General features: G+C 41.6%; 22 protein-coding genes. 4 read left to right on the top strand and 18 right to left on the bottom strand.

The features are described 5' to 3' along the window. Window positions 1-28: 28 nt before the first annotated feature. From ACRPI0_RS08920 to ACRPI0_RS08940, 5 genes are all read right to left on the bottom strand, one after another. The gene (locus ACRPI0_RS08920) at window positions 29-2,194 is read right to left on the bottom strand and encodes a bifunctional diguanylate cyclase/phosphodiesterase (RefSeq protein ID WP_432352154.1); all 2,166 of its coding nucleotides are present in this window, start codon (window positions 2,192-2,194) and stop codon (window positions 29-31) included. 191 nt (window positions 2,195-2,385) lie between these two features. Then, on the bottom strand, window positions 2,386-4,116 hold the full coding sequence (gene cydC, locus ACRPI0_RS08925) for a thiol reductant ABC exporter subunit CydC (RefSeq protein ID WP_432352155.1): 1,731 nt from the start codon (window positions 4,114-4,116) through the stop codon (window positions 2,386-2,388). Further along, window positions 4,113-5,837, bottom strand: coding sequence for a thiol reductant ABC exporter subunit CydD (gene cydD, locus ACRPI0_RS08930; RefSeq protein WP_432352157.1), 1,725 nt, complete (start codon window positions 5,835-5,837; stop codon window positions 4,113-4,115). The genes cydC and cydD overlap by 4 nt, the downstream gene beginning before the upstream one ends. Then, window positions 5,837-6,853 carry a cytochrome d ubiquinol oxidase subunit II gene (cydB, locus tag ACRPI0_RS08935; RefSeq protein WP_432352159.1) on the bottom strand — a complete coding sequence of 339 codons (1,017 nt, stop codon included), beginning with the start codon at window positions 6,851-6,853 and terminating at the stop codon, window positions 5,837-5,839. The genes cydD and cydB overlap by 1 nt, the downstream gene beginning before the upstream one ends. Next, window positions 6,840-8,243, bottom strand: coding sequence for a cytochrome ubiquinol oxidase subunit I (locus ACRPI0_RS08940; RefSeq protein ID WP_432352161.1), 1,404 nt, complete (start codon window positions 8,241-8,243; stop codon window positions 6,840-6,842). The genes cydB and ACRPI0_RS08940 overlap by 14 nt, the downstream gene beginning before the upstream one ends. A 316-nt stretch (window positions 8,244-8,559) precedes the next feature. Here ACRPI0_RS08940 and ACRPI0_RS08945 point away from each other — a divergent pair, with 316 nt between their 5' ends. Beyond that, the gene (locus ACRPI0_RS08945; protein ID WP_432352163.1) at window positions 8,560-10,044 is read left to right on the top strand and encodes a catalase; all 1,485 of its coding nucleotides are present in this window, start codon (window positions 8,560-8,562) and stop codon (window positions 10,042-10,044) included. A gap of 55 nt (window positions 10,045-10,099) precedes the next feature. Here the strand turns inward: ACRPI0_RS08945 and ACRPI0_RS08950 are convergent, their stop codons facing one another. Beyond that, complete coding sequence (locus tag ACRPI0_RS08950) at window positions 10,100-11,605, bottom strand: polysaccharide deacetylase family protein (protein WP_432352165.1); 1,506 nt, start codon at window positions 11,603-11,605, stop codon at window positions 10,100-10,102. A 304-nt stretch (window positions 11,606-11,909) separates the two neighbouring features. Between ACRPI0_RS08950 and ACRPI0_RS08955 the strand changes: the two genes are divergently transcribed. Then, on the top strand, window positions 11,910-12,884 hold the full coding sequence (locus ACRPI0_RS08955) for a rhodanese-related sulfurtransferase (protein WP_432352167.1): 975 nt from the start codon (window positions 11,910-11,912) through the stop codon (window positions 12,882-12,884). Between the two features lie 140 nt (window positions 12,885-13,024). Beyond that, the gene (locus tag ACRPI0_RS08960) at window positions 13,025-13,849 is read left to right on the top strand and encodes a DUF368 domain-containing protein (protein ID WP_432352169.1); all 825 of its coding nucleotides are present in this window, start codon (window positions 13,025-13,027) and stop codon (window positions 13,847-13,849) included. A 45-nt stretch (window positions 13,850-13,894) separates the two neighbouring features. On the opposite strand, the gene ACRPI0_RS08965 is transcribed toward ACRPI0_RS08960, so the two are convergent. Beyond that, the gene (locus ACRPI0_RS08965; protein WP_432352171.1) at window positions 13,895-14,878 is read right to left on the bottom strand and encodes an NAD(P)/FAD-dependent oxidoreductase; all 984 of its coding nucleotides are present in this window, start codon (window positions 14,876-14,878) and stop codon (window positions 13,895-13,897) included. A 141-nt stretch (window positions 14,879-15,019) separates the two neighbouring features. Next, complete coding sequence (locus ACRPI0_RS08970) at window positions 15,020-15,325, bottom strand: DUF6509 family protein (protein ID WP_432352173.1); 306 nt, start codon at window positions 15,323-15,325, stop codon at window positions 15,020-15,022. Window positions 15,326-15,529: 204 nt separating this feature from the next. On the opposite strand from ACRPI0_RS08970, the gene ACRPI0_RS08975 reads away from it, so the two are divergent. Further along, window positions 15,530-17,227 (top strand): M3 family oligoendopeptidase, encoded by a 1,698-nt coding sequence (locus ACRPI0_RS08975; protein ID WP_432352175.1) that lies wholly within the window; start codon window positions 15,530-15,532, stop codon window positions 17,225-17,227. Window positions 17,228-17,317: 90 nt separating this feature from the next. Here the strand turns inward: ACRPI0_RS08975 and ACRPI0_RS08980 are convergent, their stop codons facing one another. From ACRPI0_RS08980 to ACRPI0_RS09025, 10 genes are all read right to left on the bottom strand, one after another. Beyond that, window positions 17,318-18,295, bottom strand: a complete 978-nt coding sequence (locus ACRPI0_RS08980; RefSeq protein WP_432352177.1) for a zinc-binding dehydrogenase — start codon at window positions 18,293-18,295, stop codon at window positions 17,318-17,320. Between the two features lie 126 nt (window positions 18,296-18,421). Continuing rightward, window positions 18,422-18,934, bottom strand: coding sequence for a helix-turn-helix domain-containing protein (locus ACRPI0_RS08985; protein ID WP_432352179.1), 513 nt, complete (start codon window positions 18,932-18,934; stop codon window positions 18,422-18,424). 119 nt (window positions 18,935-19,053) lie between these two features. After that, window positions 19,054-19,542, bottom strand: a complete 489-nt coding sequence (locus tag ACRPI0_RS08990) for a dUTP diphosphatase (RefSeq protein WP_432352181.1) — start codon at window positions 19,540-19,542, stop codon at window positions 19,054-19,056. Window positions 19,543-19,575: 33 nt separating this feature from the next. After that, window positions 19,576-19,863, bottom strand: a complete 288-nt coding sequence (locus tag ACRPI0_RS08995) for a DUF1294 domain-containing protein (RefSeq protein ID WP_432355915.1) — start codon at window positions 19,861-19,863, stop codon at window positions 19,576-19,578. 133 nt (window positions 19,864-19,996) lie between these two features. Further along, complete coding sequence (rplT, locus tag ACRPI0_RS09000) at window positions 19,997-20,356, bottom strand: 50S ribosomal protein L20 (RefSeq protein WP_432352183.1); 360 nt, start codon at window positions 20,354-20,356, stop codon at window positions 19,997-19,999. Between the two features lie 94 nt (window positions 20,357-20,450). Continuing rightward, window positions 20,451-20,651, bottom strand: a complete 201-nt coding sequence (gene rpmI / locus ACRPI0_RS09005; RefSeq protein ID WP_116019491.1) for a 50S ribosomal protein L35 — start codon at window positions 20,649-20,651, stop codon at window positions 20,451-20,453. Between the two features lie 30 nt (window positions 20,652-20,681). Beyond that, window positions 20,682-21,188, bottom strand: a complete 507-nt coding sequence (infC, locus tag ACRPI0_RS09010; protein WP_432355916.1) for a translation initiation factor IF-3 — start codon at window positions 21,186-21,188, stop codon at window positions 20,682-20,684. Between the two features lie 533 nt (window positions 21,189-21,721). Then, window positions 21,722-23,653, bottom strand: a complete 1,932-nt coding sequence (thrS, locus tag ACRPI0_RS09015; RefSeq protein ID WP_432352185.1) for a threonine--tRNA ligase — start codon at window positions 23,651-23,653, stop codon at window positions 21,722-21,724. A 351-nt stretch (window positions 23,654-24,004) separates the two neighbouring features. After that, window positions 24,005-24,952, bottom strand: coding sequence for a primosomal protein DnaI (gene dnaI / locus ACRPI0_RS09020; protein WP_432352187.1), 948 nt, complete (start codon window positions 24,950-24,952; stop codon window positions 24,005-24,007). Further along, on the bottom strand, window positions 24,953-26,317 hold the full coding sequence (locus tag ACRPI0_RS09025; protein ID WP_432352189.1) for a replication initiation and membrane attachment family protein: 1,365 nt from the start codon (window positions 26,315-26,317) through the stop codon (window positions 24,953-24,955). Window positions 26,318-26,325: the final 8 nt, after the last annotated feature.

Genomic DNA, 26,325 nt, shown 5'->3' on the forward strand with positions numbered 1-26,325 from the left:
CACTCCGCATTCCGCGGAGTGTTTTTACTTATGTTAATAATCGAAACGCTTCGTCAGGTGGTACTGGACGACTGAAGTAATACCCTTGGATACGATCTGCCCCAATAGCCCGTAACAAATCTAATTGTTCTTTTGTTTCTACACCTTCCATAATGGTCACTTGTCCGAGACCCGATGCAATCGAAACGATTCCTCTTAATACAGATGCGGCTTGTGATTCATGGGTTTCCAAATCATCCAGGAAAGACCGATCGACTTTTAAATATTGGAATGGTAATAGACTTAAGATGGCCAAGGAAGAATACCCCGTCCCAAAATCATCTAACGCCGTACTAATTCCAAGTTCATTCAATTTCGTTACCGTTTGAAGTGCTTTTTCGCTATCCACAACTACTACGGATTCTGTAATTTCAAAAACTAAACTATCTGCAGCAGCATTGGTTTCCAACAAAATATCACGTACTCTTGATATAAAAGAGTCGTCCAGCAATTGCTTAACAGAGACATTGACAGTGACGTACAAGTCAGGATATCCATTTGCCCGCCATGCACCTACTTGAATAGCAGCTCGTTGGATGATCCAATCTCCAACCTCCAAAATCATGCCCGATTCCTCCAAATGAGGGATGAACTCTATCGGGCTCACCATGCCGAATTCTTTAGAATCCCAGCGCAGTAATGTTTCAAAACTTACGATTTTTTCCTCCTGAAAGCTATAAATTGGTTGATAGACCAATCTGAATTCTTGCTGATTCAACGCATCCGAGAGCGCTTTGACAAAGAGTTTGCGTTCACTATCAAGGAGCGCTAACTTCTTCGTGAAAAAGGCGTACGGAACTTCTGTTAGAGACCTCGCTTCCTGACAAGCAAACACGACATCGTGAATGAACTGCAACGGTTTCCCGTTGTCATCTGTGCTCACATTACGAATCCCTGCATAGACATCCAAACGAATCGTGTCATGCGATACTACATACATTGGACGTTCAAGCAACGCACAGAAGTCTTCTGTTAGTTGTTCTGCTTCAGCTTGTGTGCGCTCACCAGGAAGCAACAACGCAAATTCCCCACCACTAATACGGTATGTTGAATACTTCAAGTCCACTGCATCCGACAACCTCTTACCGACAGTTCGTAAGATTTCGTCCCCATTTTCGTATCCAGCCCAATTGTTAATGTTCTTAAATTCCTTGATGTTAAAGAGAATCAGTGTATAAGGCTTCTGTTTTACCTCTCGTAAATAACCACAGTCATCTTCAAGCTTTATCAAATTGCCGAGACCAGTTAAGACATCTCGATAAGATTGCTGACGCTGTTGTTTTTCAGATTGATAGATATACATATAGCTGCCAAGTAAGGAAAAGAATATTAAAACGCCAATGAACGTATAGTGCCAACGTTTCGCTAATACTTTCTCAGTTTTTGGGTGCCCTGCAGAATCTACAGCAGTGATCCAATCATTCCAAGCTTCCTTATAAAAAAGATAATGGGCAGTTTTCTCGTCTTCTACGATGACGCCTGATACGGAATTCGAAATTTTATCCAAAATCTGCTTACCTTCATGGATTGCATCGTCATGTGTAATCGCATCTTTTGATGTATATACAACCTGTTCGTTTTTCAATAAGTACACGGTTCCAAGCAACGAAGTGTTGTTAATGAGACGATGAATGACATCCGATAAGTTAACAACTCCAGAAAGAACTCCGATCACTTCACCATTTTTAATAACTGGTACTGAAATAGCGGAAACTTTCTTATTTGGATCTTGTTCAAAAAGAAATAAGTCACTCGTCGTAATGTGGCCCGACATGGCACGTTCGAACGCCTTTCGCTCTTTAACTTCAAAAACGGAACCATCCGCCGCCATTATTTTACCGTCCGGTGAGATAAAACCTAACCCTGCTAAAAATGGCATCTTATTATTTTGTTCTTTCAAAAATAATTGCAATTGCTCTTTGTTATCTGATATGACACTTATGTATTTCGCAATCAGTTCAAGCTCTCCAACGCGCTTGTTACCAAAACGATTTGCTTCTGATGCAACATCGTCCAGTAATTCTCCGGTTTCCTTATAAATAGCTTCTGCATTTTCTATTCTTTCGTTGTTGTATTCGTTGACGAGAAAAAGAATTGTCGCTATGAATAAACAAGTTAACACAATCAAGGCTAACGGCTTTTTGGACTTAGACATGACGGACTCCTTCCCTTTCGCTTCACCTAATACTTTAAATCTAGTTATTTGGATATATTCCCTATGTATATCGGCAGGTCTACGTCGAAACTAAAGCATTTTCTAAAAACAAGAAAAGACTACGAAAAATGGATGAGCTTACCTCCATTTTTCATAGTCTTAGTTGCTCATTATGATTTGAATTTTCTCTTTCAAATACCACGGTCCAATTCGACGAGTCTACGGTAGCGGCTAGAGTGTTCAAGAAGTTCATCGTGATTTCCTTCGTCTGCAACTGACCCAGCATCCAGGAACACGATATTATCCATCAGTTCCATCCCCATCAAGTGATGCGTAATCCAGATGACTGTTTTCCCTTTCAGACTTTCCATCATTGTCTTAATAAGATCACGTTCTGTTTCCGGATCAAGCCCGACAGCGGGTTCATCGACAATGACGACTGGTGTGTGGTTAAGGAGAATACGCGCTAACGCAATTCGTTGCCTTTCGCCTCCTGAGAATCGACGACCTGCTTCTTCCGTCTGAGTCTGTAATCCATCGGGTAGTTTGCTCAAATAACTTTCTAATCCGACCTGACGGATTACCATCTCGACTTCTTCAATTGTCGCATTTGGATTTCCGAGACGAATGTTGTTTTCAATTGTAGTTCCAAACAAATAAGGCTTCTGGTTTAAGACACTGACAATTTTGTGAATGTTTTCTCCGTATTGTTCTGGTGCTCTACCAGCGATGGAAATCGTTCCTTCTTCCGGTTTCAACGCACCAAGAAGCAATTGGACAAGTGTGGATTTACCAGCACCACTTTTCCCAAGAAGTGCAATGCGTGTGCCTTGTTTTATCGATAAGGAAGCTTGACGAAGCGCTTGAGTTGTTTCAGTTCCATATGTGTAAGAAACACCATTCACTTCGATATCCACATCGACTGGAACGTCCTCTACAGTCTCGCTAGCTTTGAATACAGACTGCGCTGTATCTTCAGTATGCTGAATACGCGCAAACGATTCGTTGTACGCCGGTATTCGTTCCACAGCGTGTGAAATCGGAATGAGCGATTCGATAATGGGAAGTGTAACGAGTGTAAATGCAGCAATATACGTTGGTAAAATAGTTCCTTCTATTGCGTGAATACCTGCCCAAATTCCAACAATTACTGTAATTGCTCCGGATATAAGGTGCAGTTGGAATGTCCGATTTTGATCACGTTTAGCAAGTTCCATATCTGTCTCGTAACTCGCATTTCGTTGCGTCGTGAATTTGCTTAGAAAATCAGCTGTTCGACTACTGATGAGCCAATCCCGGATTCCATAGACTGCATCCCCTAACGTGTGGTAAAGAGCCGTATGCTGCTGTTTCGATTTCTGTTGATGTTTCTTCATCATGACCAATGACAACAAAGGATAGACGAAAACGATGACGCTTAAACAGAGCCCTATGAACAATCCGAACTTCCAATCGAAGACAGAGAGTGAAACGGTCGCAAACACGAATATGAACAAACCACTTATGGTTGGAAAGATTGTACGGATGTAAACGTCTTGTAGATGTTCAATATCATCTGCCAATGTCCCAAGTAAGTCACCACGTTTAAAACGTGAACGAATGAACAATGCTTGCGGCTCTAACGCACGATACAATCGAACGCGCATTTCAGATAACACTTTCAACACAGCGTTATGGCCTGTCATTCGCTCTGCATAACTAAATGCTGCACGAGAAAGTCCAAACGCTCTGACCAATACTATCGGAACGTAGACAAGTAAAATCGTTTCTGGCCGTTCTGATGCAGCAGATATTAAGTACCCTGATACAAAAATCAGAAGTGCAGCAGACAAGGAAGAAAGAATGCCTAATAGAACAGTGACCGACATTAACTTCCAATACTTACTCATATACGGAGTAACGAAGCTTTTGACGTAGTTCATAGGATCATCCCTTCCCGCTGTGCACGAGCTAATTTGCTGTACACACCATTTTGTGCAGATAATTGTTCGTGTGTCCCTTGTTCAGCGATACGTCCTTCTTCCATAACGAGAATCCAGTCCATCTCTTTCATCCAATGCAATCGATGTGTCGCAAAGAAGACAAGACGATTTTCAAGAATTGGAAGGAGCAGTTGTTTAATTTCGTGTTCTGTTTCAATGTCCAAATGGGCAGTTGGTTCGTCCAACAACAATACAGATGTATCTTCTAGTAACGCTCGCGCAATTGCAACACGTTGCTCTTCTCCACCTGACAGAGGTCGACCGCCTTGACCGATCATTTCATCATAACCACCGGGTAATTCCTCAACGAGACGTTCAAGTCCTGCCGCTTGAGCTGCTTTCCGTACAGTTTCATCACTCGCTTGCGGGTGATAAAACCGGATATTTTCTGCAAGAGTATCCGAGAAAATTGTTGGGTGCTGTGGAATGTACGTCACTTGCTCTCTCCATGAATTTGAAGCAAGCGAGTCCACAGATTGGTCATCTATCTGAAATGCACCACTAGTTGGTGATGTAAAACCTGCTAACAGGTCAATCAACGTCGATTTCCCAGCACCTGAAGAGCCAACAATCCCGACCTTTTGTTTACCCGTCACGGAAAACTGGATGTCTTTCGTAATTTCAATGTCATGATCGCCTAGTTTCCCGATTGAAGCAGTAGAAAAATGGGTTTCTTTTGTAACAAGCGGAACTACGACTAAGTCATGATTAGCTGTTGCTCGAGATTCTGCCAATAACGCACGAATTTCATCAGCAGCATCCTTCCCATCCATTGTCGCGTGGAAATCTGCGCCTAGATCACGGACAGGTAGGAAGTATTCTGGTGCTAATATAAGGATTACTAACGCAGATTCTAAGCCAATTCCACCATTGATTAACCGCATGCCAAGTTCTACAGCAACGAGTGCTACAGAAAGACTTGAAAAGAAATCTAGTGAAAACGAAGACAAGAAAGCATAGCTTAACGAACGGTTTGTTGCGACACGATATTTGTCACTTACTTCTTCTATCGCTTTTTCATGAGACTTGCTTCGCCCTAAAAACTTCAGCGTTTCAATCCCTTGGATGGAATCCGCAAAGTGTCTTGAGAGTTGGCGGTACGTCCCCATTTGGTCATCTATTTTTTTCTTCGATACGATTCCAATTAAAATTAGGAAAATAATTAAAATTGGCATCACAAGGAAAAGCGTCACGCCAGACATGATATCAGACGTGACAATATAGATTAGAATAACCACTGGGATAATTCCCATCGATATCGATCGTGGTATGAAAAGTTCCACGTATTTACGGAATTTCGGGACACCTTCTAAGGTAAGAGTAAGCAACGAGCCTGAGCCTTGTCGTGCAATCATTCCTGTTCCATCCCTTAGGATAGCTCCAGCTAACTGATCTTGGGTTGAACGAGCAATTACATCTGCAAACTTGAGTGCAATTCGTTCTTTCCCCCACTGGAGGGAGTGACGAATCGCATGTGCGACAAAAAACACGGCGAGCGATATAACGGTTCCCTTCCAAGCTAGCCCATGAAACATCCGGGTGATGGCTGAGGACAAGGAGAGGGCTTGCAAGATGATGAAAGCCGCTTGTATAACTGTTAAGACTCCTACAAGGAAAAAGGCTTTCTTGCTGCCGTCATACCGAAGAAGATGTCGATCCATCAATGTTCTAGATGCTCCACATCTTCCGTAATACGTTTACGGAATACATAGTAACTCCAAATTGTATAAGCGATAACAATCGGCACCATTGTAAGTGCTACGAATGTCATTATTTTCAACGAATAATCCCCTGATGCTGCTGCCCGGATGGTCATGTTATATGCAGTATCTAGTGAACTAATCATTACGTTCGGGAACAATGCAATGAAGAATGACGCCATCACGGCAATGAGTGTAATCCCAGTAATTGTGAAACTGAATGCCTCGCGTCCTTTAGCAATTAAGCGGTGAAGGAACGCATATAATACGAAGACTACTGCAAATAATGTAATCAGAATCGGTCCTCTGTTCGCAAACGCTTCTGTATAAACCGCTGTTAACGCAACAAACGCGATTAGTACAACGCCAGTTGCCCAGTAAATTTTAAGCGCAGCATCTTTTGCACGAGTACGAAGAGATCCTTCTGTTTTCAATGTCACGAATAACAATCCGTGTAAATAAGAGAGAAGCACAAATGCTGCTCCACCTACTACTGTGTAAACGTTGACGAAATCCAAGAAGCCTGCATGCATATTCATATCCGCATCAACTGGCATTCCTTTCAACATACTTGTAAACAAGACACCTAATAGGAAAGGTGGCAAAATGCTACCTGCAAAAATTGCCCAATCCCATGTTTTCACCCATTTGTCTGCCTCGATCTTTTCTCTGAACTCGAACGCTACCCCACGGGCAATCAGTGCGAGCAACAAGACGACAAACGGCAAGTAATACCCGCTGAAAACTGTCGCATACCAATGTGGAAACGCTGCAAACATAGCACCGCCTGCTGTAATTAACCAAACTTCGTTCGCATCCCAGACAGGGCCAATTGTATGAATGAGCATTTTTTTATCTGTTTCGTTTTTAGCGAGGAACTTAATGCTCATCCCTACACCAAAGTCAAAGCCTTCAAGAAAGATAAACCCTATGAATAGAACTGCAATTATCACAAACCATAAATCACTTAGAGCCATTAGACACGCCTCCTACATTAAACGGATCTGTAACGGATACGTCTTTTTGCTTACGTTCTTCAGGTCCACGTTGGATGACCTTGACAAATAGTACAACCATAATGATCCCGAGGACCGCATAGATTGTTGAGAACGAAATAAGTGAGAACAAAATTTGTCCAGCAGAAACGTTAGGTGAAACACCATCTGCTGTCTTCATCAAACCATTCACAACCCATGGTTGACGTCCGATTTCAGACATGATCCATCCAAATGAGTTACCGATGAACGGTAAGAAAATCACTGGTATCATCACTCTCAAATACCAAGTTGTTGAAGCGATTTTTTTACGGAACAATAGGAATAACCCAAGAATACTCGTAACAACGAGTGCTCCACCTGTGCCCGCCATAATACGGAAACTCCAGAATGTTGTTTTAACAGGAGGAATGTAATCTCCTTCCCCATACTTCTCAATCATTTGCTTTTCTAGACTTTCCATTCCTAATACTTTACCTGAGAACTCATTATAAGATAGATAGCTCAACAAGTAAGGAATTTCAATCCGTCCAGTAGTTAAGCGATTTTCTGTATGGATGTTTGCAATTACTGTCCAAGCTGCAGGATCTCCACTATCTTGCCAAAGTCCTTCAGCAGCCGCCATTTTCATTGGCTGTGCGTGCATCAAATACTGAGCTTGAGCGTGACCTGTGAAGGCAAGACCTAATCCACCTACAAGTCCGACAAGCAATGCAATACCAATAGACTTTTTGAAGAAGTCAACTTGGCGCTTCTTAATAAGATAGAACGCACTGACACCGACAACGAAGAATGCACCGGTTGCGATACTACCGAAAATCGTATGCGGGAATGCTACCCACAGTTTTTCGTTTGTAAGAAGTGCGACAATGTCGTTCATTTCTGCACGGCCATTTTTTAATACGTAACCGACAGGATTTTGCATGAACGAGTTCGCTACTAGTATCCAGAATGCTGACATCATCGTTCCAATTGAAACAAGCCATATAGAAGCTAGATGAAGTTTCTTAGAAAGTTTCTGAGCACCAAAGATCCAAATCCCTATGAATGTAGACTCAAGGAAAAATGCTAGTAAAGCTTCAACTGCTAGTGGAGCTCCAAATATATCTCCTACGAATCTAGAATATGTCGACCAGTTCATCCCAAATTGGAATTCCTGGAAAATTCCTGTTACGACACCAATTGCAAAGTTTATAAGGAAGAACACACTCCAGAACTTTGTCATTTTCATATAAATTTCTTGTTTCTTTACAACGTAGAGCGTTTGCATGATCGCAATGATCAGCGCCAATCCGATGGACAACGGGACAAATATAAAGTGAAACAATGTTGTCGAAGCGAACTGTATTCTTGAAAGTAAAACCTCTTCCATCTCTACCTCTCCCCTCAATCTCGATCTGTCTCCATTATAAATTAAACGCTAAAATAGTTTGTGAGCAATTAGCAAAGGATCTGTTACAAAGCTCAAAACTTAAGGGTGTTTTTGGGGTCCTTTGTTGAAATGTTGTCACATGATAGATTTTACCCACATTTTTTCCACTAAATTAGAATACATTCTCCTACTACTTAACTGTTAATAATAACTTGTACTTAACGATAATCATTCTAAACAAAATGCTAGCTATCTAATAAACGCTCTGATATAGTTAATAAACAGTTTCACAAACCATTACATAGGAGGAATACAAATGAACAACAATGAGAATGAATCTCGCAAGAAGTTAACAACTGCCGCTGGAGCTCCTGTAGTTGATAATCAGAATTCCATGTCAGCAGGTCCACGTGGACCCTTACTTCTTCAAGACGTTTGGCTGATTGAAAAGCTCGCTCATTTTGATCGAGAAGTCATTCCTGAACGCCGTATGCACGCGAAGGGTTCAGGCGCATACGGAACATTTACAGTGACCAATGATATTACGAAGTACACAAAAGCTAAACTCTTCTCTGAAGTCGGAAAACAAACAGAGATGTTTGCACGATTTTCTACAGTTGCCGGTGAGCGTGGTGCAGCTGATGCCGAACGTGACATCCGCGGCTTCTCACTGAAGTTCTATACAGAGGAAGGTAACTGGGATATGGTCGGTAATAACACACCCGTCTTCTTCTTTAGAGATCCACTGCAATTCCCGGATTTAAACCATGCTGTAAAACGTGATCCTCGTACAAACCTAAGAAGCCCAACGAACAACTGGGATTTTTGGACATCACTACCTGAAGCGTTGCACCAGATTACTATTTTAATGAGTGAACGCGGAATTCCACGCACATATCGTCATATGCATGGATTTGGTAGTCACACGTATAGTTTCATCAGTCCGAATAACGAGCGCTACTATGTGAAATTCCACTTCCGTTCCCAGCAAGGAATTGAAAACTTAACAGATGAACAGTCTAGTGAAATGATTTCAACGGACCGCGAAAGCCATCAACGTGACTTGCTGTTGAGCATCGACAATGGAGATTTCCCAAAATGGAAAATGTACATTCAAGTTATGACCGAAGAAGAAGCTGGCAACATGCCATACAATCCTTTCGATTTAACGAAAGTTTGGTATAAAGGAGACTTCCCTCTTATTGAAGTGGGTGAGTTCGAATTGAACCGTAATCCTGAAAACTACTTTGCCGAAGTCGAGCAAGCTGCGTTTACTCCAGCTGCAGTTGTGCCGGGAATCAGTTTCTCACCTGACAAAATGCTACAAGCTCGTCTCTTCTCTTATGGCGATGCTCAGCGTTACCGTCTAGGGGTCAACCATCACCAAATCCCAGTGAATGCACCAAAATGTCCATTCCATAGTTTCCATCGAGACGGTCAAATGCGTGTTGACGGAAATCACGGTAGCCGAACATCTTACGAACCGAACAGTGTTGGTGAATGGCAAGAACAACCGGACTTCAGAGAGCCACCATTAAAATTGGATGGCGCTGCAGATCATTGGAACTTCCGTGAGGATGACGATGACTATTTCACACAACCGGGTAAACTCTTCAATCTAATGGATGATGAACAGAAACAACTCCTATTCCAAAATACTGCAAACAACATGGGAGATGCACCAAAAGAAATTAAGCTCCGCCATATTAAACATTGTTACTACGCAGATCCAGCTTACGGCGAAGGCGTTGCGAACGCACTAAGCATTTCTATGGATGATGTCCTAGTTGACTCAATCTAATAAATCTAAACAAAAAGGAACGCCCAGAGAATATTCTCTGGGCGTTCCTTTTTGTTTAATGTAATTCGGAGACCGTGACAAATTCATACCCTTGGCTTTGTAAATACACCATCACATTCTCAAGGCCATCTGCTGTTGACTGATGAATGTCATGCATTAAAATAGTACTTCCATCTTTAGTCGATTTCTTCACTTCTTCCAAAAGCTTATCGGCATTGCGGTATTTCCAATCGAGCGTATCGACATTCCACAATGTGATCGGTGGGATAGTCTGTTTGCTCAACTGTTCTGTATACGCTCCGTATGGTGGTCGGAATACAGTTGGCTTGTCCCCTGTCACTTGCTGAATGATTGCAGTAGTCCGATTGATCTCTTCCAACGCTTTCGCAAGTGGCATCTTACTCAAATCAGGATGATTCCAAGAATGATTTCCGATTTCATGTCCAGCATCCTTCACAGCCTTCGCTGTTTCCGGATAATACTCCACACGACTTCCTAACATGAAGAACGTCGCTTTTGCATCATACTTTTTCAGAATCTCTAAAATTTGTATAGTGGATTTCGGATCCGGACCATCATCGAACGTTAGAGCAATCTTTTTAACAAGTGGTTCTTCAGGTGCTGGTGGTGGATTCACTGCAACTCCCTGTTCGGTTCCTTTATCCTCTTCAGAAGGATTTGCTTGTCCTTCCGCTTTTTCAGGAGGACTTTGACTTGGATTTTTCTTTGCATCTTCTTTTGCTTGAGGTGTCGTTGTCATTTGAAACTCTGGTTTTAATAGGTCATTCATAGACTCAATTTTAATTTTAGCAATTTGCGGTCCAGCTTTTTCATCTTTCAAAGCGCCACTTTCAAAATAGAAAAAAACCGCTTTTTCCGTGATTGCGTAGTTCTCAAAATTCTTCCATTCCGGTTCAGTTCGAACTTGCATCTTATGGGTAATCAACCCATTGCGTAGCTTTTCATCATGTTGAATTTTGTTGCGAACTTTTTCCGTGATTTTTTGTAGCGTCTGCGGTTCCTCTTTAAATACATCTTGGATTGCGACTTGCTCCCCATTTTTTGCACTTAAGTGGAATGATTCGATTTCAGAGAGTCTCTTACTCCCTTGGAGCGATTCGTTGTTCATGAGGACGAAAGAGTAATTCCCTTTCTGATCCTCGTAAGTTTCATAAGAAATATTAAGTTCACTCTTTTTCTTATTGTCCTCGTTTTTCACATTACGCATAGCTTCTAAGTATGTTTTTTTCGCTTGGGTAATATAAGAAGTAACTTGTTCGTTAAATTCCTTATTTTTACTTTGAGGATATTGAATGGCATATTTCGCTAAAGGATCATTGGAGGTTTCAGTGACAATTTGAACTCCTTCATAGTTAGAATCCGACTTATCGACGACAATGGCATCTTTTTTTGCAGAGGGACTTGTTGCCGACTTTAATTGATTGTCAGAACTACTTGATGAAAAAATTAGTAAGATGGCCGTCATTGCTAAAAATACAATTATTGTTGTTAAAAGCACATCTATCAATTTAAATTTTCCGTTACCTACCCTTTTATTCATATCTGAAAGACTCCTTCACGCGCATACAGCCAAGTAATATACGTTCACTATTTTTAGTAGATTTTCGTACCTATGTCAAAATCTTGTTTCTATATCTATATTAAATAGTAGTACAAATTTTGATAGATTACAATCGTTTTCAAGTCAATTTTTGTTCACTTTTTAAGATTATTGTTTTATGGTATACTGTCCTTGTCCCGGATCTTGCAAATGCGGGTTGCTTTTATGTGTGAAAAAATGTAATAGCACCGGGCCGACTGTTTTACCCTATTGCAAAGTGAAAAAACAGAAGGTGGTTAGGACCATGGAAAAAGAAAATTATCGAGTATTGCTGTTCTACAAGTACGTTCACATTGAAGACCCAGAAACATTTGCTGCTGAACACCTGCAGTTTTGTAGAGAGACTGGCTTGAAAGGCCGCATTTTGGTTGGCGAAGAAGGCATCAATGGTACTTGCTCAGGCACAATCGCTCAAACTGATGCGTATATGGAACACATGAAGAATGATGAGCGATTTGAAGATCTTTGGTTTAAAATTGATGAAACAGAAGGACACGCATTCAAAAAAATGCACGTACGTCCACGTCAAGAAATCGTCAATTTAAGCTTAGAAGATGATGTAAATCCTCTAGAAACAACAGGTACTTATTTGTCACCTGATGAATTCCTTAAAGAAATGCAAGGAGAGAACACAGTTGTCATCGACGCACGAAACGACTACGAATATGACCTTGGTCATTTCCGCGGCGCTATTCGTCCTGACATTGAGAACTTCCGTGAACTCCCTGAATGGGTTCGTGAAAACAAAGAACAACTTGAAGGTAAAAAAGTTCTCGCGTATTGTACGGGTGGAATTCGTTGTGAGAAATTCACAGGTTGGTTGAAGCGTGAAGGCTATGAAGACGTAGGTCAATTACACGGTGGAATCGTCACTTACGGTAAAGATCCAATCGCAAAAGGTCAATTATGGGATGGACAATGTTATGTATTCGATGAGCGGATTGCAGTTCCTGTAAACCAAGTCGAGCATGTCATCGTTGGTCGTGATCACTTCGATGGAACACCATGTGAGCGTTATGTAAACTGCGCAAACCCTGAATGTAATGCTAAGATTCTTTCTTCTGAGGAAAATGAGCATATGTACATGCGCAGCTGTTCTGATGAATGCCGGACACATCCTCGTAACCGTTATTTTATTGAGCATGATTTAACTAGAGAAGAATTCAATGAGCGTTTGGAAAAAATTGAAGCTCATCGTTCTGAAACACACGTTTCTTAATGACTAAACAGGGCGCATAGGCGGCACCATCCGGCTATGCGCTTTTCTATGCTTTGGATCCAACTACATCTCATTCATCATGCAACATTGTTTTGGCGTGAGACGTCAAAGATTCAAGCATTAAATTGGAGGATACACGAATGGAATGGAGAAATATTTACAAAGGTTTCTTGATGGGAATTAGTGATCTTATTCCCGGAGTTAGCGGAGGTACCATTGCTTTTTTACTTGGAATTTATGATCGCCTACTCACGTCGATCAACGGGATATTCAGTAAGGATTGGAAAAAACATATAGGATTCTTATTCCCATTAGCACTTGGTATGGGGGTAACTATTCTACTATTTAGTAGAGTGATCAAATTCTTACTAGCAAACTATTTCGCGCCTACTCAATTCTTTTTTATCGGCCTGATTATTGGTATCCTTCCTTTCATGGCTAAACAAGCAAATATTAAAACCACGTTTAAAGCAAAACATTATGTAGTCTTACTAATTGTCGGTATCTTGCTTGCGATGACAGGGTTTATCGCCCCTGCTGAAAGTGCCGTCATCACTTCCTTAACGCCTAAAACTACAGTGGTTTTATTCTTATCAGGCTGGGCTGCAAGCACCGCTATGCTGTTACCTGGTATTAGTGGCTCTTTCGTTCTTTTACTACTCGGTATGTATTCCACCGCAATTGCGGCGTTGTCTGATTTCAACATACCTATTATTATCGTTATCGGATTAGGTGTTGTTTTAGGATTTGTGATCAGCAGTAAGGTCATTCATTATTTACTAAGTACACATGCTACTCTGACGTTTTCCATTATCATTGGGTTAATTGTCGGATCTGTATTTGTAATCTATCCAGGTATCCCGGAAAGCGGCACACCATTTGTAATGAGCGGTGTTTCATTGATTATGGGGCTCCTCGTTTCAAATCTGTTTAGTCCTCCTGTTCCTGGAACGAAAAATAACTAAAGAAAGACCCGGTGGACATTGTCCATCGGGTCTTTCTTTACATGCTTATGAAAATACGCTTGTACTATGCAATGGTTGTACTCGTGCTTTAGGATCGAGGTAAGCTTTTGCATTGTTCACTGCAATTGGCGCTTCACCAAGTCCGACGGCAATCAGTTTTACTTTTCCATCGTAACTCGAGATGTCGCCCGCTGCGTAAATGCCTTCTATGTTTGTTTCCATACGTGTATTTACGATGATTGAATTCTTTTCCATCTCAAGTCCCCATTCTTTAATAGGTCCTAGAGAAGAGATGTTTCCGTAATTGACGATGACATGGTCCATCGGTAAGACTTCTTCCGTACCGTCCTTATGAACGATATGAACTTCTTCCATCTTTCCGTCTTCCCCACGCAATGCTTTTACAGAGCGCGAAGTCATCACATTCACATTCGATTCCATCAACTGATTCACACTCGTTTCATGTGCTGTGAAGCGTTCACGACGGTGCACGAGTGTAACATTCTTCGCGATGTCTTCTAACATAAGTGCCCAGTCAACCGCAGAGTCCCCTCCACCACATACTAAAACATTATGATCCTTGAACATTGCCAAGTCTTTAATCCCATAATGCAAACTTGTATTTTCGAAATTGACTTCTTCTTCAATTCCAATCTTACGTGGTTGGAATGCCCCAATTCCTGCTGTAAGCAAAATTGTTCTCGTTAAATGCTCACCCTTGTCTGTCTTCAATACGAAATGGTCACCATCTCGTGTTGCTGAAAGCGCAGCTTCACCTAGAAGAATCTCAGGTTTCGCATGGTGGGCTTGAGTAACTAAGTTAGCCACAAGATCTTTTGCAAGGATTTTCGGGAATCCTCCGACATCATATATATACTTGTCTGGATATAATTCAATCAACTGACCGCCAAGTTGTGGCAGGCTATCGATGATTTTAACTGACATTTCACGCATACCTGCATAGAAAGAAGCAAAAAGACCTGTTGGTCCTCCGCCAATTATCGTAATATCGACGATTTCTCGATCCATAGTAAACACTCCTACTAAAAAAATTTGTAGAACAACTGGACATACGAATTGCTAGAATGTCCTACCATTCGGCTCTACTTTATTATCCACTATTTCTATCAAAATTTCACCTGATATGACCGGAAATACTGGACTTATTCATTATTTTTTTGACGATTCTTCGACTTTTACTGTATTTTCTCTGCAGAATGCAAGTACTTCTTCAAGTTCTTCATCTTCCAGCTCGAAATCTAATGCTGTCTCCGTGCCCTTCTTGAAGAAGTATGAAGCTGTAATTTTATCGCTTTCACCATCTACTACATAGATTGTGCGCAAGCCAGCTGCATCTTCTTCAAGTAATTCGTCGTCTTCTTCAAACTCCATATATAGACGGAATTCATAACGATCCCCTGTTAAGATTCCTGTAGGGTCTTTTAATTGTGAAACGGTATGCTGAGTAATATTCATAAGTTAGTTGAATTCCCTTCTTGGATCAATTTACAATTTTTCGTGCGTACGTGTTCTCATCATAACATGAGAAGCGACGCGATGATACATTTACACCGATCTCTTCGAAAATCTAGTGATTCATTAGGTTAGTTTTTGCTTTTTTGTGCATTTTCATGAACAATAGAAGAGATAGATTACTTACTAGATGAGTGGAGGAAGATTATGATCACGTTTGACGAATACCAGTATGCCCGCCCTGAAATGGATGCTATCAAAGAAGAATTCACTGAACTTTTAAACGAGTTTCACCAAGCGGATTCTTACGAAACACAAAATACCGTCATTGAAAAGATCAACGCGATTGGAAATGATTATTCGACCCAATCGAATCTCGCTTATATTCGATCTTCCATTGACACAAATGATGACTATTACCAACAAGAACGTGACTATTTTGACGAAGTAAGTCCTGAATTCCAAGGATTGTCTACAGAATTTTACAAAGCACTAATCACTTCCAAGTTCCGAACAGAACTTGAAGGAAAATGGGGATCTCAGTTATTCGCTCTCGCTGATAACGAAATTCGCACTTTCTCTCCTGAAGTGATGCCTTTGCTTCAGCAAGAGAATAAGCTTACTTCTGAATATGCGAAGCTTGTTGCTTCTGCTCAAATCGAATTTGACGGAAAAGAGTTGACACTTGCTCAACTCGGTCCTTATATGGAGTCAACTGATCGCACAGTGCGTAAAAATGCTATGAATGCACAATACTCTTTCTATGAAGCAAACGATGAAAAATTTGATGATATCTACGACCGCCTCGTTAAATTGCGCGATGAGATTGCTAAGAAATTAGGATTTTCAACGTTCACTGAACTCGGATATGTTCGCATGTCTCGTGTAGGATATGACGAAACAATGGTCAAGAAATTCCGCGACCAAGTCCGTGATTTCATCGTTCCTGTTACGAACAAACTTTACGATCGTCAAGCTGAACGTATTGGCGTTGACAGTTTGAAGTTTTACGACCAATCACTTGATTTCTTAACAGGGAATGCAATTCCACAAGGATCTCCAGATTGGATCATTGAACAAGGAAAAGAAATGTACAAGGAACTTTCTCCAGAAACTGATGAGTTCTTCACGTACATGACAGAAAAGAATTTACTAGATCTAGTTGCAAAGAAAGGGAAGGAAGCAGGCGGCTATTGTACGTTCATCGACAACTACGATTCTCCGTTCATCTTCTCAAACTTTAATGGAACTTCAGGTGATATCGACGTCTTAACACACGAAGCTGGACATGCGTTCCAGGTGTACTCAAGCCGAAATATCGGGATTCCAGAATACGTATGGCCAACTAGTGAAGGTGCTGAAGTTCACTCCATGAGTATGGAATTCTTCACATGGCCGTGGATGGAACTCTTCTTTAAAGAGCAAACAGATAAGTATAAGTTCTCCCATCTAAGTAGTGGACTGTTCTTCCTTCCTTATGGTGTTGCTGTTGATGAATTTCAACATGAAGTTTACAACAATCCTACGATGACGCCTGCTGAGCGAAAGGCTGCTTGGAAACGGATTGAAGGGATTTATTTACCGAAGCGTGATTACGACGGAAATTCCTATTTAGAGAGTGGCGGTATTTGGCAACGACAAGCACACATTTATGAAATCCCATTTTATTACATCGATTATACGCTGGCGCAAATCTGTGCGTTCCAGTTCTGGAAAAAGGACCGTGAAGATCACGAGTCAGCATGGAATGATTATGTACATCTTTGTAAGCTTGGTGGATCGATGTCCTTTACGGAACTCGTGAAAGAAGCCAATCTGATTTCTCCGTTTGAAGATGGCTGTGTTGAATCTGTTGTTGGCACAATCGAAGAATGGTTGGATTCTGTGGATGACAAAGCACTATAATATCACGGAATGAAACGTCTCTCTAATTTACCAGAGCATTATTAAAATAGCTCGCTATCTCCTGTTATGGATGATAGCGAGCTATTTCTGTTATATAGTAAAAACGATCTTGCCGAACTGGGTACTATCTTCTAGCATTTTGAATCCTTCAAGCGCACTCTCGAGTGGCACTACTTTGTCAATGACTGGTCGGATTTCATGCTTTTCAATAAACGTGAGCATCTCGCGTAACTCCGCGCGACTTCCCATCATCGATCCAATAATTTCTTGTTGATTATTAAATAACTCGCGCAAATCCAAGTCAATAACATCCTCAGTCGTTGCACCAAATACAACGAGTTTCCCACCTTTTTTCAAGCAGCTCAGTGAACGATTAAACGTCGCTTTACCGACGCTTTCAATAACGAGGTCAATGGTTTCATCTTTCAACTCTTCTTTCCAATCGGCATTCGTGTCAATTGCACGATCTGCTCCGAGATCCAGCGCATATCGGCGTTTTTCTTCACTTCTAGACGTTACAATGACTCGTGCGCCTATTGCTTTAGCAAACTGGATGATAAAGGTCACAACTCCGCTGCCTGCTCCTGGAATGAATACAGTATCTCCCTCTTTAGCTTGACCACGAGTCACGAGCGCACGATATCCAGTAAGTCCTGCTAAAGCGACCGAAGCCGATTCTTCCCACGACAAATAGCTCGGGCGCGGTTCTAGTTGTTCAACAGAGAGCACGATTTTTTCCGCGAACGTTCCATCGTCTGGCATTCCAAGTGGTCCAAATCCTTCTGGAGAGGCGTTGCTCTTATCAAACCAATGAAGTGATGGGTTGATCAACACTTCGTCTCCTTCTTTCCACGTAGTGACCCCCTCTCCTACTGATTCAATAATTCCTGCCCCATCAGAGCCTAGCACAATATCGTGTCCTTTATTGTTTCTTCTAGCAGGTATGTATAAGTCTCTACGATTGAGCCCCGCTGTTTTCATCATCACTACGACTTCTCCTTTTCCGGCTTGAGGTGTAGGCATCTCGCCAAGTCGAAGTCCTTCATCTCCATGAATAATCGCTTTCATCGTCAACTTCCTTTCTACTCTATTATTATTTGAATCTTTCGGTTTCTATCTAATCATAGCTCATTCTGACTGGATTCCAAAATAAAAAACACAATAGAAGGTAAGTTCCATTGTGTTTGGGTATTATTATTTGTTTTCAGGTAATTTTTGGAGACGACATTTCAGCTTAGCGAGTTCCAATAATTCGAGAACGTCCTTTTTAGGCAAATCTGTTAACAACTTAAGAAGCTCGCGCTCAGCCAGACGACGTCCTTTACCGCTTCGGTAACGCGATTTGTTTGTTGCGTCTAATTGTTCATAAAGCTCTACTGCGGGACTATCGGATTCGTCCGAAAATCCGTCAACAGTAATTGTTTCGCGAAGACGCTCATATAATGATTCCGCAGTTGCTGAATTAGATTGTTTAAACGCAGATGATTTCTTTGTATCTCCAAGGATAAGCTCGTCCGTTGAAACGTTGAAACGTTCAGAAATCTTTGCAACCCAAGCTGCTGATGGAGCGTTCTTCCCTTTTTCCCAGTCTTTAATACGGCTTGCTGAAGTGCCAATTGCTGCACCAAAAGCCATCATAGAAAGTCCGCGTTGTTCTCTTAGTTCCTTTAACCTAATACCAAATGATTCTTTACTCCAGTCGTTCACAAATAATCCTCCTCTGTTATCTCTTACATCTATTATTTTTCATTTCTAGGTATTTGTCAATCTATTATTTTTTAATTAATAGACGTTCCACAGATGCCCCTGTATAGCGGAATTATATTTTAATACCCAGATTTTTGTCTTTCATAATTTTTCTCATTTTTTTCAATATAGGCAATGTAGATTTCCTCTAGTGAAAAACCAAGTTGATTTGCCAAAACACCGTACTGATTCCATAGACCTGTATATGTGATCATATTTGGAAGTTGTTCGAATTCAAATACAGCTCGATTGGTTTTAAGAAATGTCGTAGTTAGTGAATCCTTGGTCACGCTGAATTTCCATTCATTAAACGTTGTGAGTTTCTTGACGATACCAAGCGATAATAAAAAGTGAATTGAATCGACATATTCTTCTAAAACTAATGCACGTTCAGAAGAACCTTTTGTACTCCAAAACTTGAAGCATCTCGTTTCGTTCGCCAACTCGGATAGTTCAACAAGTAGGGCTAGTACTTTGTCTTCGAATAGATTACGACCTGCGAGATCATGCTGCGCCTGTATGTATGTATCAAGCTCTGTTTGCATTTGAAATAGTTTTTTCATGTCCATGTTGTTTACTCCTTTTACATTTTAGGTTGATGGTTAAAGAAGCTGTGAAAGTGTTGGCATACGAAGTCCTGACAAATAGAGGATCAACCCAACATCTACTAATGCAAGCATTAAAAAGCCTACACGGAATGATGTATGAAGCGTCTTATGACGGAATACTTGCATGCCGAAATACGCACCTATGCCTCCACCTACAATAGCAAGAAGCCACAGATTTTTTTCTGAAACCCGTCTACCTCTACGCTTAGCTTGTCTTTTATCGTAGCCCATCGTGATGAACGCCCATATGGACATAAACACGAGCCATTCGATACCGAGCATTTCCACAAAAATCTCTCCCTACTCTTACTATTCGGTTATAAAATTAGAAACTTTATAACGAATTATAAACTTTTTTGTAAAGAAAAAACGTCACGCCCGAATCGAATCGGGACCGTGACGTTCAGGCAATCAATTATTTAGACAATGATTTCTTAGCTGTCTCTGCAAATTGAGCGAATGCTGTTGCATCTGTTACTGCAAGGTCAGCAAGCATTTTACGGTTAACGTCAATGCCAGCTAGTTTAAGTCCGTGCATAAGAGTGCTATAAGACATACCATTTACACGAGCTGCCGCGTTGATACGTGTAATCCAAAGTCTACGGAAGTCCCGTTTCTTCTGGCGACGGTCACGGTAAGCATAGTTCAATGATTTCATGACTTGTTGGTTTGCTACTCGGTAGAGACGGTGTTTAGAACCAAAATACCCTTTTGCTAATTTCAATACTCGATTACGACGCTTGCGCGTCACTGTTCCACCTTTTACGCGTGGCATAGTTCATTACCTCCTGCTATTCCTGTAAGAATATATTAGATTTGAATTCAATTGGTTTGCTATCAATAGTGATCAGCTAACCGGGCTGAAGCTATTACTTCATGTACGTGATCATCTGACGAATACGCTTGAAATCGCCTGAAGAGACTAGTGATGATTTGCGCAAGTGACGTTTTGCTTTAGTCGACTTGTTAGCAAAAAGGTGGCTTGTTTTAGCGCGTCCACGCTTCAACTTACCGCTTCCTGTTTTTTTGAAACGCTTCGCGGAACCGCGGTGTGTTTTCATTTTTGGCATGATCTGTTCCTCCTAAATCGTTTGTTCGTGTTACTTCTTCTCTGCTATTGGTGCAAGCATTAAGAACATGCTACGGCCGTCCATCTTAGGGCGAACCTCAACTGTTCCAACTTCTTTACAAGCTTCTGCAAACTTGTCAAGAACACGCTGACCAATTTCTTTGTGTGTAATTGCACGTCCGCGGAAACGGATGGATGCTTTTACTTTGTCGCCAGCTTCTAGGAATTTAATTCCGTTACGAAGCTTTGTTTGAAAATCGTGCTCATCGATAGTCGGGCTTAACCGGACTTCTTTAACTAGAATGATCTTTTGGTTCTTACGGACTTCCCGTTCTTTCTTCTGCTGCTCGAATTTAAACTTTCCATAGTCCATAACGCGGGCTACGGGAGGTTTAGCTGTTGGTGCTACAAGGACAACGTCCAAGTTAGCGCGTGCAGCAATTTCAAGTGCTTCAGTGCGGGTCTTGATGCCGAGTTGATCACCATTGTGGTCGATAAGTCTAAGTTCACGGGCACGAATTCCTTCGTTCACATACATATCTTTGCTAATCGTAATCCACCTCCGAATAATATCTCGTGAATACACTGTTTGAGCAGTCTGCACCGGTTTGGCACAGCTTGCAAAACCGTTCAGCATTCTGAAGCTTCAGGTAATGAGGCAATAAAAAAAGCAGACAAATTATTATTTGTCTACCCGCAATCGCACACGTATTTTCACACGTGGCTTCACTACTGTGCTAACCTCAACAACTACCAATTGGCGTCGATCAGGTGAGAAGCGGGCAGCTCCTTCTTGTATCACAAACTGTATTCTTTAACCTTACCTACTTTATCATCGTTTCAGGAAAGTGTCAAGGGTTTTTAATAAGATAAGAGAAGTTAGCGTGTTGATTTACGTTTCAGATGGACGCGGGCCTACAGGAAGTAGGTCATACAACCGTTGCGGCAGGACGCCAAGAACTCAGGTTGTTTCCATGAACTATTCCCGCAGGAGTCGCCATCTTTCACTTCAATCACCAGTGTCATGTTACCTTCCGATATTCCTCAAAGACAAATGAAGAACAGAAGAAATTAATGATTCACGTCGTTTTTCAGAAGTTCTAGGAAAGCTTCGAAGCTGATGGATTCTGAATTTTGTTCTCCGTATTTACGGACGTTGACGTTGCCTGTTTCGATTTCTTTGTCTCCGAGTACGAGCATGTACGGTACTTTTTGAACTTGAGCTTCTCGGATTTTGTAGCCGATTTTTTCTTCGCGGCTGTCGAGGTCTACTCGGAATCCAGCAGCGACGAGTTGTTCACGGACTTTGTCTGCGTAGTCGAAGTGTGCTTCTGGTGAAACTGGGATGACTTCAACTTGGATTGGAGCTAGCCAAGTTGGGAATGCGCCTTTGTATTCTTCGATTAAGAAGGCCACGAAGCGTTCCATAGTCGATACGACACCTCTGTGGATAACGACTGGACGGTGTTGTTTTCCATCTTCACCTACATATGTGAGGTCAAAGCGTTCAGGTAGTAGGAAGTCCAATTGAACTGTTGACAATGTTTCTTCCATTCCGATTGCAGTTTTGACTTGAACGTCAAGTTTCGGACCGTAGAATGCTGCTTCTCCGTCTGCTTCTGTGTAGTCAAGACCCATATCATCCATCGCATCTTTCAACATGTGCTGTGCGCGTTCCCACATTGCATCGTCATCGAAATACTTTTCAGTATCTGCAGGATCCCGGTAAGAAAGACGGAATGAGTAATCTGTAATGTTGAAGTCCTTGTAAACGTCAATGATGAGCTGAACTGTACGCTGGAACTCTTCTTTAATTTGATCCGGACGAACGAAGATGTGCGCATCGTTTAAAGTCATTCCTCGTACCCGTTGAAGACCTGAAAGTGCTCCAGACATTTCATAACGGTGCATTGTGCCGAGTTCAGCAATACGAATTGGTAAGTTACGGTATGAGTGAATGCCATTTTTGTAAATCATCATGTGGTGCGGGCAGTTCATCGGACGAAGTACTAGGTCTTCGTTGTCCATACTCATTACCGGGAACATGCCATCTTGATAGTGATCCCAGTGGCCTGATGTTTTGTACAACTCGACGCTACCTAGAACTGGAGTGTATACGTGATCGTAGCCTAGGCGTTCTTCTTTATCAACAATGTAGCGTTCGATAACTCTGCGGATTGTTGCACCTTTTGGAAGCCAAAGTGGAAGACCTTGACCTACTTTTTGCGAGTTCATGAATAGATTTAATTCTTTACCAATTTTACGGTGGTCACGTTCTTTCGCTTCTTCAAGCATTTTCAAGTGAGCTTGAAGCTCTTCTTTCTTGAAGAATGCAGTTCCGTAAATCCGTTGAAGCATTTTGTTGTCGGAATTTCCACGCCAGTATGCACCAGCGATACTTAGCAATTTGAACTCTTTTAGCTTACCTGTATAAGGAACGTGAACGCCACGGCATAAGTCGAAGAATTCGCCTTGTTCATAGATAGAAACTTGTTCATCTTCAGGAATGGCTTGTAGCAACTCCAACTTGTACTCGTCATCAATTTCTTTAAAACGACGTTCTGCTTCAGCTCGCGAAACGTCATGACGAACGATTTCAAGGTTCTCGCCAATGATGCGTTTCATTTCCTTTTCAAGTTCAGGAAGGTCATCTGCTGTAATAGGTGTCGGTGAATCGATGTCATAGTAAAAACCGTTATCGATTGCAGGTCCAATTCCTAGTTTCGCATCAGGGAATTTACGCTTTACTGCTTGTGCAAGTAAATGGGCTGTACTATGTCGTAAAATTTCAAGTGCTTCCGGAGATTGTTGTGTCACAATCGCGATGTCTCCATCGTGTTCAATTGGTGATTTCAAATCGATCAGCTGGTCTCCTAGTTTTCCTGCAAGTGCACTTTTACGAAGTCCTGGACTGATAGATGCAGCTACATCTTCTGTTGTTGTTCCCGCTGGAAACTCCTTAACTGCACCATCTGGGAATTTTAAATGAATTGAATTTGACATGTAAATGCACTCCTTTTACCTATTTTTGAAAACAAAAAAAGACCCATCCCATAAAGGGACGAGTCTTGTACTCGCGGTTCCACCCTTCTTCCTTCAATCCGAAAAGTTTCGGAAAGATGAAGCTTTAAGCGGCTAACGGGCCGGGGCCGTCAACAGGTACTTAAATGGTTCCCTGTTGCTGCTAAAAGGCGGTAGATAGACGTCGTTTCCTGCAAGGGTCTCAGCTAATCCCACGCTCTCTGTAGGCCGTATCATCAATCGTTGTCCTTATCAAAGCATTTTAACGTTGTATTGTGATTAGTATAGTGAATGCCATCGACAAATGCAAGGGATTCCTGAAAACAATCAGATTTATTTATTATCCCTACGGTTTTTGCCCGATAATTTAACTGGTTCACTAATCATACGAATTCTCTCCATAACACGTGCAGCTTTAATTGGCTCTTTTTCACCTCGTTGAGAATACGTCAGGTGGTGTTCCAAATCCGACAGCGTGAAGTTCGAAGTAAAGAACGTTGGAAGTTGTTCCGCCATACGATACTGCAAAATGGTTCCCAGTACTTCGTCTCTCGTCCAAGCAGTCATCGATTCTGCACCAATATCATCGATCATTAGAACCGACGCTTTTTTCACGAACTCAATTTTTTCGTTTAACGATTGGTCCTGAATGGACTGCTTAATTTCCCGAAGGAATTCAGGCAAGTACACTGCAACAGTACGGATTTGACGGTTCGCTAGTTCATTTGCCAGAGCACCTAATATATAGGACTTCCCTGTTCCAAACGGGCCATGTATGTAGAGACCTTTAGCTGGAAGCTTCCCGGTAGTTTCATATTCTGTAATGAATCTTCCCGCTTTGTCTACGATGTCCAACCGACTATCATCATAAAACAAATCGATATCCGGAAGTTTTGCAGACATGACGTCTTTAGGCATATACAAACTATCCAACATGTTGTTCACCGCGCGCTTTTCATCATCCATTTCTTTTCGAGGACAACGAATATAGGTGACATCGATCAGTCCCTGATTGAGTATCAGTTTCGGCTCAAACCCTTTCATGACATTAATACATCCTTCAAGGTTTGGACATTTCTCACACTTGTGAGAAGCCGTTATATATTCATACAACTTGTTCATACTTCTCTCAACAACTTGCTTATCAATGACTTCCGTGTGTTCTTCAAGGAACGCCTGCACCTCTTCGTTCGCTAGCACTTCGTTTCGCAATTCATCATAGCGGGCCGCTAGTTTCGGTGCATTGATCACACGTTTCATAGCATCTCCAATTCGTTCCATTTACTTCACCCCGTTCCGCATGGATTCTAATTTAGCGAGTAATTCTTTTCGTTTAGTATCGATTTCGGACTTATCTTCAGCAGAAACCTCTTTTGGCTCTTCTTGTGGATCATCCTTCTTATAAAACCAATCAGGAAGTCTTTCTTCTCGAGTTGTTTTGCGTCCACCCTTCGCCGATTTCCCGCCTTCCTTCATCCAGCTTGTATACTGGTCATGCTCTTTTCTAGCTATCTCCATCGCTTTTTCAACGGTATCGATTTTTTTCATCGCCCAGTGTGATGCGATTCTCTCCGCAAAGCTCGATGTGATTTTCATATCATTTCGTAACAAAATGTATTGTAATAGCACATTGACGACGCTAATTTCGAGTCCGTGTGCATTGACCAGTCGTTCTGCTAATTGTACATCGACAGGCATCGGCTCTTTGTCTAGTATATGGTACAGCATGTCCCGTGGTGATGTGTTTTCTAAATACGTTATCTGGTCACGTTCTTTGGATTGCGGGCCCTCATATGGCTTAGGCGCAGGCGCCACATCAAAAGTTTTCACTAGTTTCGGAGGTGTCTTCGAAATGGTCATCTTATAGAAGTCTGCTGCTGATTTACGTAGACGTTCCTCAGGGACTTCCAAATTCTCATCCAACGCGATCATAATGACTTTTTGCATGTCTAGTGGTGTCAAAGAATACATAAATGCCAATTTAGCAAGAAGATCTCGAGAGATGCCAGATAACGCTGAGCGAGGTATCATTTGCTCAGACAAACCGCTCATCAAGAGATCAAAGTCAAAGTCTCTTTGGTCAATTGAGATTCCTTTCGATTTAGTTCTCGCTTGAAGTTCCTGCTCATTTTGCAGTTCATGAGCGTTCCCTTTCACAGGAGAAAAAACGTCCGTAAACGTTCTTGAAACTTCTGTGAATCCACTCATATCAAGCGTGTCAACACTAAATCTCGCACGTAAATCTCGGTATGGCTGTTCTCCTATTTTACTGAAAAGAAAGGTAGCGAGCATCGGATCATGAAAGAAGTTCTGAGCATCTAATGGTTGCATCAGTTCATATACAAACGAACGGCGGTCGCCATCAGTTTTCGTATACGATCGTAATAATCCAGTTGCCTCTAACGATATACGCGCTTTAAAAATATCAGGCAACGGCATGTTCAGAAGGTTCATAAGATGATAATGCGTATACTGCCGATTCTCTTTAGATTCAGCGTCCGACCAGATAATTAAAAACAAACTGATTGCTTCAGGACCAGTAAGTGGTTGGTAAAAAAGAGTGAGAAGTTGCCGATCGTAATCAGAAAACGAAGTTGATAATTTCAACGCATACGTATCTACCGGCTGCAATTCTTGGTACAGCATTTCCGAAT

This window comes from Sporosarcina sp. A2 (assembly GCF_050858885.1).
Taxonomy (GTDB): domain Bacteria; phylum Bacillota; class Bacilli; order Bacillales_A; family Planococcaceae; genus Sporosarcina.